17 protein-coding genes are annotated in these 15,808 nt (G+C 63.3%); 5 read left to right on the forward strand and 12 right to left on the reverse strand.

Annotation, left to right across the window (positions count from 1 at the left end):
- Positions 1-71 precede the first annotated feature (71 nt).
- Both EC86_RS0109265 and EC86_RS0109270 read right to left on the reverse strand, forming a co-directional pair.
- Complete coding sequence (locus EC86_RS0109265; RefSeq protein WP_036772024.1) at positions 72-533, reverse strand: hypothetical protein; 462 nt, start codon at positions 531-533, stop codon at positions 72-74.
- A 39-nt stretch (positions 534-572) separates the two neighbouring features.
- The gene (locus EC86_RS0109270; RefSeq protein ID WP_029525370.1) at positions 573-920 is read right to left on the reverse strand and encodes a hypothetical protein; all 348 of its coding nucleotides are present in this window, start codon (positions 918-920) and stop codon (positions 573-575) included.
- Between the two features lie 104 nt (positions 921-1,024).
- Here EC86_RS0109270 and EC86_RS0109275 point away from each other — a divergent pair, with 104 nt between their 5' ends.
- The gene (locus tag EC86_RS0109275; RefSeq protein WP_029525371.1) at positions 1,025-1,906 is read left to right on the forward strand and encodes a LysR family transcriptional regulator; all 882 of its coding nucleotides are present in this window, start codon (positions 1,025-1,027) and stop codon (positions 1,904-1,906) included.
- 78 nt (positions 1,907-1,984) lie between these two features.
- On the opposite strand, the gene EC86_RS0109280 is transcribed toward EC86_RS0109275, so the two are convergent.
- The 3 genes from EC86_RS0109280 to EC86_RS0109290 form a co-directional block, all read right to left on the reverse strand.
- Complete coding sequence (locus tag EC86_RS0109280) at positions 1,985-2,386, reverse strand: SirB2 family protein (protein ID WP_029525372.1); 402 nt, start codon at positions 2,384-2,386, stop codon at positions 1,985-1,987.
- Between the two features lie 140 nt (positions 2,387-2,526).
- Positions 2,527-2,790 (reverse strand): DUF2249 domain-containing protein, encoded by a 264-nt coding sequence (locus EC86_RS0109285; protein ID WP_029525373.1) that lies wholly within the window; start codon positions 2,788-2,790, stop codon positions 2,527-2,529.
- A gap of 93 nt (positions 2,791-2,883) precedes the next feature.
- Positions 2,884-5,160, reverse strand: coding sequence for a nitric-oxide reductase large subunit (locus EC86_RS0109290; RefSeq protein ID WP_029525374.1), 2,277 nt, complete (start codon positions 5,158-5,160; stop codon positions 2,884-2,886).
- Positions 5,161-5,372: 212 nt separating this feature from the next.
- Here EC86_RS0109290 and EC86_RS0109295 point away from each other — a divergent pair, with 212 nt between their 5' ends.
- The 4 genes from EC86_RS0109295 to EC86_RS0109315 all read left to right on the forward strand — a co-directional run bounded on the left by EC86_RS0109295 (position 5,373) and on the right by EC86_RS0109315 (position 8,558).
- Positions 5,373-5,882 (forward strand): RrF2 family transcriptional regulator, encoded by a 510-nt coding sequence (locus EC86_RS0109295; RefSeq protein WP_029525375.1) that lies wholly within the window; start codon positions 5,373-5,375, stop codon positions 5,880-5,882.
- 234 nt (positions 5,883-6,116) lie between these two features.
- Positions 6,117-7,517 carry a copper-containing nitrite reductase gene (gene nirK / locus EC86_RS0109305; protein WP_029525376.1) on the forward strand — a complete coding sequence of 467 codons (1,401 nt, stop codon included), beginning with the start codon at positions 6,117-6,119 and terminating at the stop codon, positions 7,515-7,517.
- A 183-nt stretch (positions 7,518-7,700) separates the two neighbouring features.
- Positions 7,701-7,919 carry a hypothetical protein gene (locus EC86_RS0109310; protein ID WP_029525377.1) on the forward strand — a complete coding sequence of 73 codons (219 nt, stop codon included), beginning with the start codon at positions 7,701-7,703 and terminating at the stop codon, positions 7,917-7,919.
- 15 nt (positions 7,920-7,934) lie between these two features.
- The gene (locus EC86_RS0109315; protein ID WP_029525378.1) at positions 7,935-8,558 is read left to right on the forward strand and encodes a class I SAM-dependent methyltransferase; all 624 of its coding nucleotides are present in this window, start codon (positions 7,935-7,937) and stop codon (positions 8,556-8,558) included.
- Here EC86_RS0109315 and EC86_RS0109320 read toward each other — a convergent pair.
- The 7 genes from EC86_RS0109320 to EC86_RS0109345 form a co-directional block, all read right to left on the reverse strand.
- Positions 8,531-9,508, reverse strand: a complete 978-nt coding sequence (locus EC86_RS0109320; RefSeq protein WP_051676142.1) for a DHH family phosphoesterase — start codon at positions 9,506-9,508, stop codon at positions 8,531-8,533. The genes EC86_RS0109315 and EC86_RS0109320 overlap by 28 nt on opposite strands.
- 524 nt (positions 9,509-10,032) lie before the next feature.
- Positions 10,033-10,599, reverse strand: coding sequence for an Hsp20/alpha crystallin family protein (locus tag EC86_RS27695; protein WP_084181253.1), 567 nt, complete (start codon positions 10,597-10,599; stop codon positions 10,033-10,035).
- Positions 10,600-10,639: 40 nt separating this feature from the next.
- Positions 10,640-11,086 carry an Hsp20/alpha crystallin family protein gene (locus EC86_RS0109330; RefSeq protein WP_029525381.1) on the reverse strand — a complete coding sequence of 149 codons (447 nt, stop codon included), beginning with the start codon at positions 11,084-11,086 and terminating at the stop codon, positions 10,640-10,642.
- A complete protein-coding gene (locus tag EC86_RS28740) occupies positions 11,083-11,325 on the reverse strand; it encodes a hypothetical protein (protein WP_156955279.1) in 243 nt (80 codons plus the stop codon). The genes EC86_RS0109330 and EC86_RS28740 overlap by 4 nt, the downstream gene beginning before the upstream one ends.
- A 41-nt stretch (positions 11,326-11,366) precedes the next feature.
- Positions 11,367-11,747 carry a hypothetical protein gene (locus EC86_RS0109335; RefSeq protein ID WP_029525382.1) on the reverse strand — a complete coding sequence of 127 codons (381 nt, stop codon included), beginning with the start codon at positions 11,745-11,747 and terminating at the stop codon, positions 11,367-11,369.
- Between the two features lie 709 nt (positions 11,748-12,456).
- Positions 12,457-13,581 carry an outer membrane beta-barrel protein gene (locus EC86_RS0109340; RefSeq protein WP_029525383.1) on the reverse strand — a complete coding sequence of 375 codons (1,125 nt, stop codon included), beginning with the start codon at positions 13,579-13,581 and terminating at the stop codon, positions 12,457-12,459.
- Between the two features lie 108 nt (positions 13,582-13,689).
- Positions 13,690-15,642, reverse strand: coding sequence for an ice-binding family protein (locus EC86_RS0109345; RefSeq protein WP_029525384.1), 1,953 nt, complete (start codon positions 15,640-15,642; stop codon positions 13,690-13,692).
- Positions 15,643-15,808: the final 166 nt, after the last annotated feature.

Raw genomic sequence — 15,808 nt, forward strand, 5'->3', positions numbered from 1 at the left:
AAAGTTCAAGCCAAGCCGTCATCGCCGCCTGCGGAATGACGGCGATTTTCCCCGGTCGGGGTGAAACCGCTCTAGGCGGCGCGGTGCCATGCCGTGCCTATTTTTCGATCTTTAGGTGCGCTGGCAGCGGCTGGCGGTGCCTGCAGGGGCAAGCGCCACTGCAGCAGCGCGGCGGCCAGCACCACCGACTCGCCTTGGGCCAGGTGCCGGTCAGCCGCCACCAGGGAGATGCACAGTTCCAGCACTTTGCCCTGAAGCTCGGGGTCGTCCACCTCGCCCAGCACCTGGCGCAGCGGGGCGGGCCGGACCTGTGACAGGTCGGCCCAGCACATGCCCGATGACATGGCCAGCAGGTCCTCGCAAAAGGTATGCACCACGGCGTGCAGTTCGACGCGGCTCAGGCCAAGTTGCGCATGCACTTCGAGCCGTTCAAGTAGAGCCAGCTCCGACGCGCACTGGTGGCCGTCGGCCAGCATCGCCAGGGCCAGGATTCGGGTCGCGGCCTGCGGGCTGTTGCGGGGATAGCTGCGCATGGGGTGCTCCTTGGGGTGTCGGTGAAGGGGTGGAGAATTTCAGAGGTCGGCGGCGAACGGCCGCTGGCGCAGCTGCATGCGCTCGCGCATCTGGCTGCGACGCACGCTGCGAACGATGCGCCGCGCCGCCCGGGCCAGCGCGCCTTCAAGCGCCGCGCGCCAGTCGGCGGCCATCGCGGTGCTGACGATGCGGCCGCTGCCCTGGGTGGTGAACTCGACCTGACAGCGCTTGTCAATGCCGCCGCGCGGACCGTTGACATCCGACAGCCGGATGCTCGCCTGTGGCACCAGCCAGCTCAGGCGGCGCAGCACGAAACGCACGCGCTGCTCGGCCAGCGCCTGGAATTGGCGGCCTTCGGTGTCGCGGGATTCAAAAATGACTTGCATTGCAATGCTCCAGGGGTGGGGTTGAAGATGAAGGCAAGAATAGAGGCAGGCGTGGTTCCTTAAAAGCAGATAATTATTGAATCGACCTTCTAAAAAACCTGACGATGAGCACTCTTTTCAGCTACCGGCATCTCTACTATTTCTGGGTGGTCGCAAAGGAAGGCGGCATGGTGCGCGCGGCAGAGCGCCTGGGCATGGCGGTGCAGACCGTGAGCACGCAGGTGCGCGAGCTGGAGCGGTCGCTGGGCCATTCACTTCTCAAGCCCGCCGGACGCGGCCTGGCGCTGACCGAAGCCGGCCTGGCCGCCATGCGCCAGGCCGAACAGATCTTTCAGCTGGGCGAGCAGTTGCCTGCGGCGCTGCGCGAGGCCACCGGCTCGCCGGCCGTGCGGCTGACGCTGGGCGTGTCCGATGCGCTGCCCAAGCTGGCGGTCAGGCAGTTGATGCAGCCGGTCATGCAGACGCCGGGCCTGCGGCTGCTGTGCCACGAAGACACCTTCGACGACCTGCTCGGCGACCTGGCGCTGCACCGGCTCGACGTGGTGCTGGCCGACCGGCCGGCGCCCGCCAACCCCAACCTCAAGGTGTACAGCCATTCGCTGGGCTCGTCCCCGCTGGTCTGGTATGCGCCGCCGGCCTGGCAGGCGGCGGCGCGGCAGGACTTTCCGCGCTCGCTGGCCAGTGTGCCGGTGCTGCTGCCGACTGGCCATGCCGCCGTGCGCACCGCGCTCGACCAGTGGTTTGAACGGCTGGGCATCCGGCCGCACATCGTGGGCGAGTTCGAGGACAGCGCGCTGCTCAAGACCTTTGGCGGCAGCGGCATGGGCGTTTTTCCGGCCGCTGAGCTGGTGCATGACGAAGTGACCAGCCGCTACGGCGTGGAGCGCGTCGGGGCCTGCGAAGGCGTGGCAGAGCATTTCTTTGCCATCGCCGCGCACAGGAAAGTGTTGCATCCGCTGGTCCAGATGCTGCTGGCAGGGCCTTGAAATGCCGCGTTTACACTATTTATTCAATAGCAAACTATTGATGCAGGTATTGCGGAAAAGCCATTTTTAGTCAATAAATCAACCGCCCAGCCCCACAGACCTGAACACCACGTCCGCCTGCCGCGTCAGCGCGACCGCCACGATGTAGGCAAAGGTGGCCAGCGCCGCCAGCAGCGCAAACGTCCGAATGCCCTTGGTCTTGCCGCGCTTGAGGGCGATGGTGCCCAGCACGATGTAGGCCACCAGCGCCAGCACCTTGGCCGTCAGCCAGCTTTGCACGAACGGGTACTGGCCGCTCCAGAACACCAGCACCAGGGCACTGGTCAGTAGCAGCGTATCGACGACGTGCGGCACGATCTTCACCCAGCGCCGCTGCAGCATCGGCGAGTCCAGCAGCATCCACAGGCCGCGCAGCAGGAAAAAGCTGCCGCTCAGGACGGCAAAGGTGATGTGGATGTGCTTGATAGCGAGGTAGTTCACGGGCGGGTCCGGTGGGTTCAGTCTGAAAAGGAGCGCAAACAACAGTGCCAGGTCCGCCGGTCTTCAACCCGCGTCCTGGCACCCTGCTGGCGGCATGGCAAAGCCGCCATTCTAGAAGCGCTGCAAATGCAGGCGTCCGGTCAGCCGATGACCTTGAAATCAATCACGATCTCGCCCGGCTCGCGCTGGACGTAGGCGATGGCCACACTGGGGCCGAAGCGCGCGTTAATCTGCGACAGCAGCGGCAAGGGGTCGTGGTCATTGCAAAAGCGCATGGTTTCGCCGGGCTGCAGCGAATCGAGCGCGCCAAAGATCGCCGCATGGCGGAAACGCTTGGCAACGCCGCGCGCGTCAAAAGGGTAGACGCCTTCGCTTGTCACGGGAAGGGAGCAGTTGTGACTCATGAAAATTCTCCTGGAGGATTCGTAAGGGGTGAGAAGGCGCGGGCTGAAGAGGCGGGTCTGGCCAGCCTCTTCAGGCAGCGGCTGGTCAATCAATCAAGCCTGTTTCGTGCGGCTGGCTGCGGCCAGTGCCGGCTGCTTCTTGCCGCCGGTCAGCAGCCGAACCGCAAACCAGGCCAGGAACACGGTGCCGATGGCAAACACGATGTCGCCCGGAACGCGCAGCCAGACCAGGGTTTCCATGATCGGCGAATGCACGAATTCGGCCGAACGGGCGTACCACATGCCCTGGGTGACGCTGGCCCAGGCCTGGTAGATGCCGGCGGGCACGAGCGAGATGAACACCATCATGGCCAGGCCGATGTTGAGGCACCAGAACATGGGCGCCAGCAGCTTGTCGGACCAGGCATGGCGTGGCGACAGGCCGCGCAGGCAGAACAGCAGCAGGCCGATGCCCAGCATGCCGTAGACACCGAACAGCGCGGCATGGCCGTGGGCCGCCGTCATGTTCAGGCCCTGCATGTAGTACAGCGCAATCGGCGTGTTGATGCTAAAGCCCAGCAGGCCGGCACCGATGACGTTCCAGAAACCCACGGCGATGAAGCACATGATGGGCCATTTGTAGGCCTGCACCCAGGGCGCCGACTTGGAGCGCTGGTAGTTGCGATAGGCCTCGACGCCAATCATCGCCAGCGGAACCACTTCGAGCGCCGAGAACATTGCGCCAATCGCAATCACGAAGGTCGGCGTGCCGGTGAAATACAGGTGGTGCAGCGTGCCCAGGATGCCGCCGAACAGGAACACGATGGTTTCCAGCACGATGGCGGTGTTGGCGGTCGCCGCATGGATCAGGCCCAGGCGGGTGAACAGCAGCGCGATGACGGCGGTGGCGAACACTTCAAAGAAGCCTTCGACCCACAGGTGGACCAGCCACCAGCGCCAGTACTCGACCATCGAGTAATGCGTGGTCTGGCCCCAGGTCAGCGACGTGGCGTAAAAGCCGCCGATGCACAGCGCGGCCAAAAACACCATGGCGATCAGGCCACGGCTTTCCGACGGCTTTTTCAGCGCGGGCAGCAGGCCCCGGCCGAGCAAGGTGACCCAGAACAGCAGGCCGATGAACAGCAGGATTTGCCAGACGCGGCCCATGCTGGTAAATTCCAGGCCCTGGTTGCCCACCCAGAAGCTGAAGTCCGTGCCCAGGTGCTGCAGAGTGCCGATCCAGCCGGTGACGGTCGAGCCGACCACGATGAACAGCAGCGCATAAAACAGCACATCGACGCCGAGCTTCTGGTACTTGGGCTCATGGCCCGAGATGGCCGGCGCGATGTACAGGCCCGTGGCCAGCCAGGCAGTGGCGATCCACAGCACGGCGAACTGGGTGTGGATGGTGCGGCTCACGGTGAACGGCAGGATGTCGCCCAGCGGGAAGCCGAAGAAGCTCTGGCCTTCGACCGCATAGTGGGCGGTGATGACGCCCATGCCGATCTGCGCCATGATCAGGCCGATCACCACATAGAAATACTTGCGCGTGGCCTTCATCGACGGCGTCGGCTTCAGGTCGAACAGCGGATCGGTCTTGGCGGGCTTCGGATCGCCCGGTTCCCTGGACGTCGAGTGGTAGAAAATCATGCCGGCAATCGCCGCGATCATGAAGATGATGCTGGCAATCGACCAGATGCCCGCGCCGGCCGTCGGCGTGTTGTCCACCAGCGGCTCATGCGGCCAGTTGCTGGTGTAGCTCAAATCGGTTTCGTTGGGGCGGTCCGTGGCGGCCGACCAGGAAGCCCAGAAAATGAAGGCGGGCAGCGCCTTCAGGTCCTCGGCGTCAGGCAGCAGGCCCGAACTCATCGCATATTGCTCGCGCAGCTTGTCGAGCGACGGCGCATCGCCGAACAGGTCGGTGTAGTGCTTCACCACCTGCTTCACGGCCTCGGCGCGCTCGGGCGACAGGGTGACGTTGCCGGTGGCGGCGTCATAGGTGTTGCCGCGCATCTCGACCTTGAGCCGGGCGTTGAGTTCGGCCTGCTGGCCGACGCTCAGCGTCTCGAAGGTCTTGCCGAAATCGCGCTGCGCCCAGACGCCGCGCAAGGCCAGCGCTTCACGGTGTAGCCAGTCGGCCGACCAGTCGGGCGCCAGGTAGCTGCCGTGGCCCCAGACCGAGCCGAGCTGCTGGCCGCCGGCCGACAGCCAGGCTTTCTGGCCGCGCTGGACCTGGCCTTCGGAGAAAAGCACGGTTCCCTGGGTGCTGATGACTTGTTTGGGAATTGGCGGTGCTGTCAGGTAAATCTCGGTTCCGACCCAGCCCAGTACGGCAAAGGACATCGCGCAGATGACAGCAAGCCAGGTCCAGAGTTTGCGCGTAGCGTGCATGGCAAATTTCCTTGGTGATTGCGGGGTTGAAAAATTCGAAAACACTTCAAATTTAATAACATGTATTCTATCTGTATCTTTTAAAAAGATACCAATTAAATACATTTTTTGTTTGGGGCATCCCTGAAAAGCATCACGCTCGATAGAATTGACACGGTTTTCCACGCAGGCCACTATGCGTCCACCCGCCCCACACCCGAGAACCCACGCGCATGCGACTGACCACCTACACCGATTACGCCCTGCGCACGCTGATGTACCTGGCCGCCAACCGCGATCGGCTGGTGACCATCCAGGACATTGCCGACGCGCACAACATCGCCAAAAACCACCTGACCAAGGTCGTGCACCAGCTGGGCATCATGGGCGTGGTCGAATCGTTGCGCGGCCGCAAGGGCGGGCTGCGGCTGGGCAAGGAACCCGACCAGATCAACATTGGCGCGGTGGTGCGCAGCACCGAACCCGACTTCTACATGGCCGAGTGTTTCAACCCGGGCAAAAGCCACTGCATCATGAGCGCGGCCTGCTCGCTCAAGGATGTGCTCAATGACGCCACGACCGCCTACCTGGCGGTGCTCGACGGCATCACGCTCGACTACCTGATGAAAACCAGCGGCAAGCGCACCGGCCCTGAAGCGTCCTTCATGTCGATTCCGATCCGGCTCCAGCCGGATGCGCCGCAGACGGCTGAACCGGCGACAGACTTCCCGCATCCGGCCTGAAACCGTCCTGGAAGCGTCCAGACTTCATACGAGTTCCGGGCCCGCCAAAAACCTTGATCTACATCAATTTAAAACATGCATTAAATATGTACATTATTTGCAAGCAGGTCAAAGAACCCGCCGCAGATAACCACCGCCTCCCTCGCCCAGCCGGCGACAGCACGGTGGACCGCAAAAAACCTGGCGCGAATTCCACGCCAGACATGCAGTTCCAACATGTTTAAGGTCATAAAAATGAAAGCCGGTTTTATTCGTAAAGCAGTCGCAGCTGCAGTCATTGGCGTCGTCGGCCTGTCGTCCTCCTTTGCCGCCACGCCGCACGGCCAGCACGACACAGGCGTCAAGGCCATCCCCGACGTTACCTTCACCCTGCGCACCGACATTGCCGACGGCAAGCTGGTGTTCATCGGCGAAGCCGGCGCCATCAAGGGCAAGGTCAATCCGCAGCTGGCCGTGGCCGAAGGCGCCATCGTGCAGATCAACCTGGTCAACGGCGACGGCGCCACGCACGACATCAGCGTGCCCGATTTCAAGGCCAGCTCGAACCAGCTCAACTCCAAGGGCGCCAGCACCACCATCGTGTTCAAGGCCGACAAGAAAGGCGAATTCAAGTACATCTGCACCCTGCCCGGTCATGTGCAGGCCGGTATGATCGGCCAGATCATGGTCGGCGACGGCGCGGCCAAGGCCAAGGCGCTGGGCGCTGAAATATCGGCCAACCCGATGGAAGTCGGAAAACCCGTCGGCGCCCGTGGCCCGCAAAGTGTGACCGTGAACCTGGACACCACCGAAGTGCTGGGCCAGCTCGCCGACGGCACCACCTACAAATACTGGACCTTCAACAGCAAGGTGCCCGGCCCGTTCATCCGCGTGCGCCAGGGCGACACCGTGACCGTCAACATGGCCAATGCCGCCGACAGCAAGATGATCCATTCGGTGGACTTCCATGCGGTCACCGGCCCCGGCGGCGGCGCGGCAGTGACGCAGGCGGCGCCCGGCACCAGCAAGAGCTTCACCTTCAAGGCGATCAACCCCGGCCTGTTCGTGTACCACTGCGCCACGCCGATGGTGGCCCAGCACATTTCCAACGGCATGTACGGCATGATCCTGGTCGAGCCCGAAGGCGGCTTGCCCAAGGTGGACCGAGAGTTCTACGTGATGCAGGGCGAGCTGTACACCGCCCAGCCGCACGGCACGCTCGGCGAAAACGAGTTCTCGCTTGAAAAGCTGCTGAAAGAGCAGCCCGAGCACATGATGTTCAACGGCACCATGGACGCGCTGACCAAGACGCACCGCATGGAAGCGAAAGTCGGTGAAACCGTTCGCATCTTCTTCGGCGTCGGCGGGCCGAACGCCACATCAAGCTTTCATGTGATCGGCGAAGTGTTCGACCGTGTCTACAACATGGCCGACCTGACCTCGCCACCCAATAAGAACGTGCAGACCATCAGCGTGCCGCCCGGCGGCGCGTCGATGGTCGAGTTCAAGGTCGAAGTGCCCGGCCGCTACATCCTGGTGGACCATGCGCTGTCGCGGCTGGAAAAAGGCCTGGCCGGCTTCCTGTACGTGACCGGCGCCGAAAATCCAGAGGTGTTCTACACCACCGAAAAGATGAGCGCCAATTCGGGCCATTGAACAAGGTAGCGAGGAGTTGTGGCCCGCACGGCAGCCGGTTGATGGCGGCGCGGGTTGCTTTTCAAGGCGCGACAGGTTTCTGTCGCGCCTTTTTTGTTTCTTGCGGGCCAAACGGCAGGGGTTGGCCAATGCGCCAGACCTACACTCGTCAAGCCTCTAGCCCACCCAAGAACCGCCACCGCCATGCCTCTTTCCTGGAACGAAATCAAGTCCCGCGCCCTCACCTTCAGCCGCACCTGGGCTGACGCGGCGCATGAAGACAGCCAGGGCAAGCCGTTCTGGATTGATTTTTTTGAAATCTTCGGCATCACCAACAAGCGCGTCGCCACGTTCGAACACGCCGTCAAGAAACTGCTGCCCGCCGAAAAAGCCAAACCCAAGCGCCGGTTGAAAGCCGCCTAAACGAAGGAACCGCACATGAGCCCCTCCTGGTACGACCGCCACATCCTGCCCCTGGCGCTCGACGTTGCCTGCGGCCTGCCCATGGTCGGCCGCCAGCGCCAGCTCATCGTGCCGCTGGCGCGGGGCCGGGTGCTGGAAGTCGGCATTGGCACCGGGCTGAACATGCCGTGGTACGACAAAAGCCGCGTGAGCCGCATCACCGGACTGGACCCGGCTTTGCAAATGCATCCACGGGCACGCGAGCGCATCGAAGCCGCCGGGCTGGATGTGGAACTGGTGGGCCTGTCGGCCGAGCGGATTCCCCGGCTAGATGCCAGCTTTGACACGGTGCTCGTCACCTACACGCTGTGTACCATTCCCGACCCGCTGGCGGCGCTGCGCGAAATGCGCCGCGTGCTGGCGCCGGGCGGGCAGCTGCTGTTTTGCGAGCACGGCCGGGCGCCCGATGAAGGCGTGCGGCGCTGGCAGGAGCGCTTGCAGCCGCTGTGGGGAAAGGTGGCCGGCGGCTGCCACCTGGGGCGCGACATTCCGGCGCTGCTGCTAGACGCCGGTTTCAGCGTGGCCAATCTGCACACACGCTACCTGCCCGGCCCGCGCCCCTTCACCTTTCATTACTGGGGCGAGACGCTGCCGGCTTGAGCGACGGGAGTTACCTGCGCGGCTGAAGGCGTGGCTGCTGCGTTGAACACGCCGCCGAGCAACTCGGGCAGGCGCTCGATGCCCATCTTGAAGCCGCAGGCCTGCGCGTGGCCGCCGCCGCCCATGCTTTCGGCCAGCGCGATGCAGTCAAAGCCGCGCTGCGAGCGAAGGCCGACCTTGACGCCGCCGCTTTTGCCCACATGCCACATCAGCGCGAAGCTGCCGCTTTTTTCGGACAGCAGGTTGCCCAGCAGGCTGTGGAACACGCCGGGCACGTTGACCATCAAGCCGCTCTGGCCGTTGAAAACGATGGGCTGGGCGGAATCAAGCATGTCGGTGACGAGTTTCCTGAATTTCTCGTCCATGGCGACGCCGCGTGCCATGAAGTCGGCGGTTTGCGCGGGGCTGAACCGGGCAATCTCGGCCCAGCGGGCAAAGTTCAGTGGCTCCATGTCGAGCGCAGCCAGAAAGCCGGCGCTCTCGGGGTACTGCCAGACCCAGATGTCGCGGTCTTCAATAAAGCGCACCAGGTCTGGCACCGGCTTGTCGGGATGGAAAAACTCCCAGGCCAGCCGGGCGCCGGACTTGTCCATGTCGAAATGCACCACGCCGCAGCGGCAGGCAAAGCCGGTCAGCTTTTCAGCGGCGCTCTTGTGGTGGTCAAGCATGACGAGCTTGGCGGCGCGCTCCTCGATGCCGCGCAGGATGTCGGCTGAAAACGAGAAGTCGAGGATGTACACGGCTCGGCCTTGCAGCGCGGGCAGGTCGTCTACCGACTTGATGTCGCCGTGGTCGAGCGGCAGGAATTCGGCTTTTCCCGCGTAGAAAAGCCACGCCGCCAGAGCCGAGCCAAACCCGTCGGGGCATTTGCGACCGTGGTAGATGACGAGCGGTTGCGGGTCGTTGAGGTCGGGGGCGATGAAGAGTTGCAGGGGAAGAATGGTTTTCATGATGGGCGAATTGTCGCCTCGCGGCGGCCTGCCCTTCGCAACAACCAAGCCTGTCATCCCGGGCTTGACCCGGGATCCATCGGCGCATGGTTAAACCGATCATGAACGCCAGCCGTTTTCAATTCTTGCGTTGATGGCGGCGCCATGGATTGCGGGTCAAGCCCGCAATGACAAACGGCAGGCATCAACGCCGCGCAGGCTTGTCCGCACTTTCTGTGGGCGAAGCTGTGGATAACAATGTTCACAAGCCCCGAAAGCCGCGCCGCCATTGGCCTGCCGGGCAGTGCCTGAAAATTGACCAGCCGGGCGGCTGACGCTGCAGGGCATTCATCCGGCGCAAATACGCCAACGGCGCATGTCACGCGGACGATTGACCTGGATTTTAAGTAAAAACTGCTGTTCACGCTTACTGACAGGGCGTGAGCAGCTATCAATTTTGACAACCTTCATGCCATTTTCACCAGTCGCATCCCAGCCAGACCCGGCTACCGCGACGCAGCCGGGTCTGGCGAGATGGACTGGCGTCAGCCGACGCTAACGTCGATGCGGCGCGGCCGGGCTTCCTCGGCCTTGGGGATGCGCAGGTTCAGCACGCCGTTGGCGAGCGTGGCCTCGATCTTGCCGGGGTCCAGCTCGCGGCTGAGCGTGAAGCTGCGCCGGTACTGCGGCGACTGGATTTCGCCGTACACCAGTTCCATGCTGCCGGTCACCGGAACGGTCGCGGCGCCTTCGATCAGCAGGTTGTCGCCGGTCACCCGGACCACCAGTTGCTCCTTGGCGACGCCGGGCATGTCGGCGATCAGCGTGAAGCCGCTCTCGTCTTCAAAAATATCGACAGGCGGCAGCAAAACGCTGCCTTGCGACGGCTTTGCCTGCCGGCTTGAAGAGTCGGTGGACGAAACCTCCCGGCTGCCCTGCCCTTTGCCCTGGCCCTGATCCTGCGCCTGCACGGTGTTTTTCTGGCTCGGCTGGCCAGCGCCAGAGCGGCTGTCCTGGCTCGACTGGGCGCCTTGCGTTTCCGTCTGGCCGGGCTGCTGGGAAGCCTGGCTGGCGGGCTGGCCTGTCTGCTGGTTCTGCTGGTTGCTGTTCATGACTATTCCTCCTTGGTCAAAAAAAGTGGCTTGCTGGCGTTCAGTTGACGCTGATCTGGCGGGGCTTGGATGCTTCGCGGCGCGGCACGGTCACGCGCAGCATGCCGTCGCGGCAGGTGGCGTTGATGCGGCCCGGGTCGGCATCGTCCGGCAGCGAAATCACGCGGCGAAAACTGCCCTTGAAGCGCTCCTGCGCATAGACGGTGGTGCGCTCGTTCTGGGCCGGGCCGTCACTTTTGCGTTCGCCGGCAATCACCAGCAGCCCCTTGTCCACCGTGATCTGCAGCGTGGCCGGGTCCACGCCAGGCGTCAGCGCCAGCACTTCAATGGCGTCAAGCGTGCTGCCGATATTGATGACCGGGAAGGTATGGCGCGGCAGCGCGCGGATGCTGCCGGCGCCGTCGGGGCGGAAAGCCTGCCCGAAACTTTCCTGCAGGCGGTTGAGTTCGGCGAACAGGTCGCCGTAAAGGTTCAGTGTTCCATTCATGAGGTGCCTCTCCTTGCTTTGCGTTGGTGAAAACATCCTGGGCTCAACAGCGCAGGTCCTGTTGCCCGCTGACGCATCAGGCGATGCGCCGGACATGCTTTCTGGCCGGCACGGGTGCCAGCCAGCCCTGACGCCATCACGATATTGGCGACCTGAAAAAATTCAAGGGGTTTTGCAAGCCGGTTGAGGAAAACCGTGCGATGAATGCGTTTTGCTTGAGGCTTGTCAAGTGCTTCCATAAACCGGCAGGAAGCACCGGAACCTGTCCGGGGCGCCGGCTTCAGGCTTCGGGCAGGCGGTAGGCCGATGCCTCTTCGGCGGTTTCGTGCGCGGCGCGTGGCTGATCGCTGTGCGACACCCGGTAGCCGTCGGCCACATAGCCGGGGCCCTTCATCACCATCACGATGACGCAGCCGATGCCGATGGTGAGGACCATGGACCAGTGAAAGATGATCACGCCGCCGACGACGTAGTCCATCATCTGGATCCAGCGCGCCTCGCTGGCGTCAGGCACCGGCTCGCCCAGCAGATGCACCAGCGCAAGGCAGAGCAAGGGCAGCGCCGTGCCGGCCAGGGTGATCAGCGGCAGCTTGCGCCACAGCCGCCATTCCAGGCCGCTGGCGGCGCGGTAGCGATGCGGGATTTTTTTAAACCAGTTCATTCCATCCACCTGTGAAATTTTGCTTATGGTCCAAGGGTAAGCCTTTATCTCTTTGTGGCTTTTGCAGCCAGAAAATAACCGGGATGCCGGCCAGTCCAGGCGGCCAGAACCAATGTAGACCCCCCAGCCACGCCATCAGAGCACCCAAGACGGCATGCGGTAACCCATTGAATTGCCCCCAATTACTGTGGGCCACCCTGTGCATAACATTGTTCAAAAGCCCCGCAAGCCGCGCCACCACTGGCTTGCCGGGCGGTGCCTTTTAAATCACCAGTTCTTCTGCCGCCAGCGAGCGAAAACAGATTTTTGCCTATGAAAACATGTTTTTCAGGCCCTCGTGATCCGTCTTGCTGTTTTGTTCCACACAGCGCTACCGACTAAAAATTATCCCTGAATTCTGTGCGCTACCCTGTGGATAACAATGTTCACAACTACCAAAACCCGCACCGGCGCTGGCTTTGCGGGCCCTGCCCGGCAATTGACCAAGGTGCAGCCACCACCGACGCACGCCGGTTGGGACTGCTTGCGCCATGACTTTTATTTTTTGCAAACGGCCTGGCGCGACTGTAGGGGTATGCCCTTAGAAGTTGTCGGAAGCGAGACCGTTTTTTTGCTGGACTGCACTGGAAACAGCCATGAAAAAAGGCGCTGATCGCGCCTTTTTTGTCATCTTGCCGGTCCTGTCCGGCCATGCGTCGTTCCGGCCGGGCTATTGCACCCGGCGTTCGATGGTGATGTTTTCGACTTCGACGCGCCGGTTCGGCTCCAGGCACTTGATCAGTGCGGGAAGCTGCCTGTCGGTGCAGGTCACGACCGGATCGGCTTCGCCCTTGCCCTGCGCCTTCAGGCGCGCGGCGTCAACGCCCTTGCTGGCCAGGTAGGTCTTGACGGCGGCGGCGCGGCGCTCTGACAGCTTCTGGTTGTAGGCGCTGGAGCCGATGCGGTCGGTGTAGCCGGTGATGACGATGTCGTTGACCTCGGCATGGCGGCTAAGGGCGCTGGCGATTTCATCGAGCCTGGCCTGCGGCAGGCGCAGCTCGGCGCTGTCGAAGGCGAACAGCTCGGTGGCCGACAAGGTGTACTTTTCAAACCGGGGCGCAGGTGGCGGTGGCGGCGGTGCCACGGCCACGATCTCGCGGACCTGCTCGGCGGCCGCCATGCGTGGCGCGGGTGCCTGGGTCTTGCCGCCAAAGCGGTAGATCAGGCCGACCGACACCAGGTCGATGTGGCCACGGTTGCCGATGGCGTCGTTGACGCGGTAGCGCTCGGCCTCGGCGCGCACGGCCAGCGACTCGCTCAAGGCGTATTGCAGCCCCAGGCCGAGCTTGTAGTTGGTGTCGTTCTTGCGCGGGTTGGGACTGGCTACCTGGACGGCGCCCGTGCCGCTGAAGGAATCGCGCGCCTGCGCGTAGTTCAGCCCGGCCCGGCCGAACACGGAAAACTTCTCGCTCAGGGGAACGGTGCCGACCAGGTCGAGGTTCAGGCCGCGCAGCTTGATACGGCCGTCGAGCGTTCCGGCCGGCACGGTGGTGGCGGTGTAGCCGAAATTCCCGAGGTCGAAATAGCCGCCTTCGACCGCAAAATTGCGGTTCAGCTGGTAGCCGCCAAAAATCTTGTAGCCGGTGGAGCGGTCGTCATCATTGATGGTGCTGGAACGAAAGCCGCTGCCCAGCAGGCCACGGTTGATCCGCTCGTCGTCGATGGTGGCGGCCGATCGGCCCACGTTGGCGCCGCCGTACCAGCCCGAGTCCTGGCCTTGCGCCATGGCGCCGGGGCCGGCAAGGCTAGCCAGCGCTGCCAGGCCGAGCGCACTTGTGACTTTTGTTAATTTCATGTTTTTCTCCAAGCAGGATTTGAATCGTTGACCCCTTGCCAATGCGCCAGGAGCATGGTTGGAAAGGCAAAGCCGGCGGAAATCATCCCTGCCGGCTTTTGAACTGCCTCAAGGCAGGTTGATGCGTGTGTTCACCATGGTCACGCCAGAGATCAGGCTCAGCGCACGGCCGTCGAGCACCGTGAGCTTGGCGTTGCCGGCGGTCGAGAAGGTCACGGCCTGCTGGGCAATGATGGTGCCCTTCATGAAGCCGCCACCGGCCGCATTGATGGTGGCCGAGGTGCCGACCTGCCAGAACACGTTTTTCGCCTGCGCGCCGTTGGCCAGGATGATGCTGCGCGCGCCTGTCGGTCCGGCAATGCCGACCGTCAGTGAACTGCCCATCTGAAAGATGAAGACCGCGTTCGGGTCGCCTTGCGCGTCAAGCGTCAGGTCGCCCTGCGTGAGCTTGTACGAGGTGGCCGAGGTGTAGGTGCCGGGGGCCAGCGTCAGCAGGCCCAGTTCGCCGGCACCGGCATAGGCGCCGGGCGGCATGGCAACCAGCTGGTTGTAGGCATTTTGCGCGGCGTTCAGGGCGGCGTCGGCAATCGCCTTGGTCGTGGCGTTGCCGGGCGCTGGCGGATAGGTGTAGATGCTGCCGTTCACGGCGCCGTTGTTCAGCGGCGTCACGGTGTAGACGTTGCCGCCGGTGTCGTGAAAACCGGTCACGCCGGTCGAGACCGCCGTGGTGCCGATGTCGCCGTTGATGACCGTGTCAATCCCCTGGTTGGTCATGCCGGCGGTGCCGCCATAACTGGCAAAGGTGGCGGCTGCGCCCAGCACAATGGCCGAAGGAACGGGTGGCTGGATGCAGTTGACAGCGGTGAACGTCCACGGGTAGCTGGCCGCCATCGGGTTGGCCGGATTGGCCAGGTCCTTGACGCCGTTCACACCGCCCTTGACCACGGCGGAATAGGTCACGCCAGCGGTCAGCGGCGCCAGAGGCTTGAGCGTGGCGATGCGGCCGGTCGCGTTGTCCAGTTCCACGGATACCACGGCCACGGGGGTCAGCCCCGGGCCGGTCAGGGTGAAGCTTGCGGCATTGACGCTGGCCGGGTCCATTTCAAGGCCGGAAGGCACGCTGAAACTGGCGCTGACCGTGGAATTCGTGCAGACATTGCCGGCATTGGCCAAAGGCCGGGTGGAAGACACCGAGACATTCGCGGGCGGCGTGGGCGCTGCGGTGGTGAAGGTCCAGACATGGTTGCTGGCCGCAGGCAGTGGCGCCTGGTTGCCGGCCAGCTGGTTGCGCGCCAGGTCGGTCGCGGCGCGGGTCACGGTGGCGGTGTAGGTCGTTCCCACGGCCAGTGCGGCCGATGGCCTGAAAAATGCGGTTTTGCTGGCCAGGGAATAGCTCACCGTTCCGGATGGCGAAACGCAAGGCGCAATACACGTCAGGGTAAAGCTGGCGGCGCTCAGGCTGCCTGGGGCCATGGCTTCGGTAAACGCGGCGCTGATGGCGGTATTGGCGGGCACGCCGGTCAGCGGACCCGGGCTTTTCGTGGCGGGAACCGTCAGGGAGACGCGGGGCCGCGTGGTGTCGGCAATGAGGCCGGTGGTGAAGCGCCAGACATACGGGCTGACCATGGCCAGGCCGCTGGCCAGGCTTTTTGCGTCGCTGATGGTGACCGTGTAGCTGGTGGCGGCTGCCAGGGTGGCGCTCGGGGCGAGTTCAAAGGTGGCCAGTTGCTGGTTCGCATCGAACGTCACGCTGCCTGCGGGAGCGACACACGGCGTAGCGCAGCTCAGCGTGAAAGCGCCCGCGCCGGACAGCGACACCGGCTCGCTGAAGGCGGCGGTGATCAGGGTGTGGTTGAGTGCAACACCGGTGGAATCATTCACCGGCACCACGGCGGTGACCGAAGGCGCCACGGCTACTGGCACCGGCGTGACGACTGTTGCGCCCGAACCGAGGATGGGATCGCGTCCACCGTCGCCGCCGCCGCATCCGGCTGCCAGGGCACTCAGCAGCAGCGCTGGCAGCCACGGGCGGTGGCTGAACTGGCTTGTGAATTGTTTCATTTGATGTTCCTGTCGGTGTGGGACGCGCAGAAAAGTTACGAAAATTCGCTACTTTTACGCGTTCTGTGCGCGATTATGGGAGTGATCTGGTTGCAAAAGTACATGTTAGAAAATGTCAGCGCCACGTCCTACAAGTGATCAAAAAATCAAAATTGATAAAAAATAC

Origin of the sequence: Polaromonas glacialis (assembly GCF_000709345.1) — a bacterium.
Classification (GTDB): domain Bacteria; phylum Pseudomonadota; class Gammaproteobacteria; order Burkholderiales; family Burkholderiaceae_C; genus Polaromonas; species Polaromonas glacialis.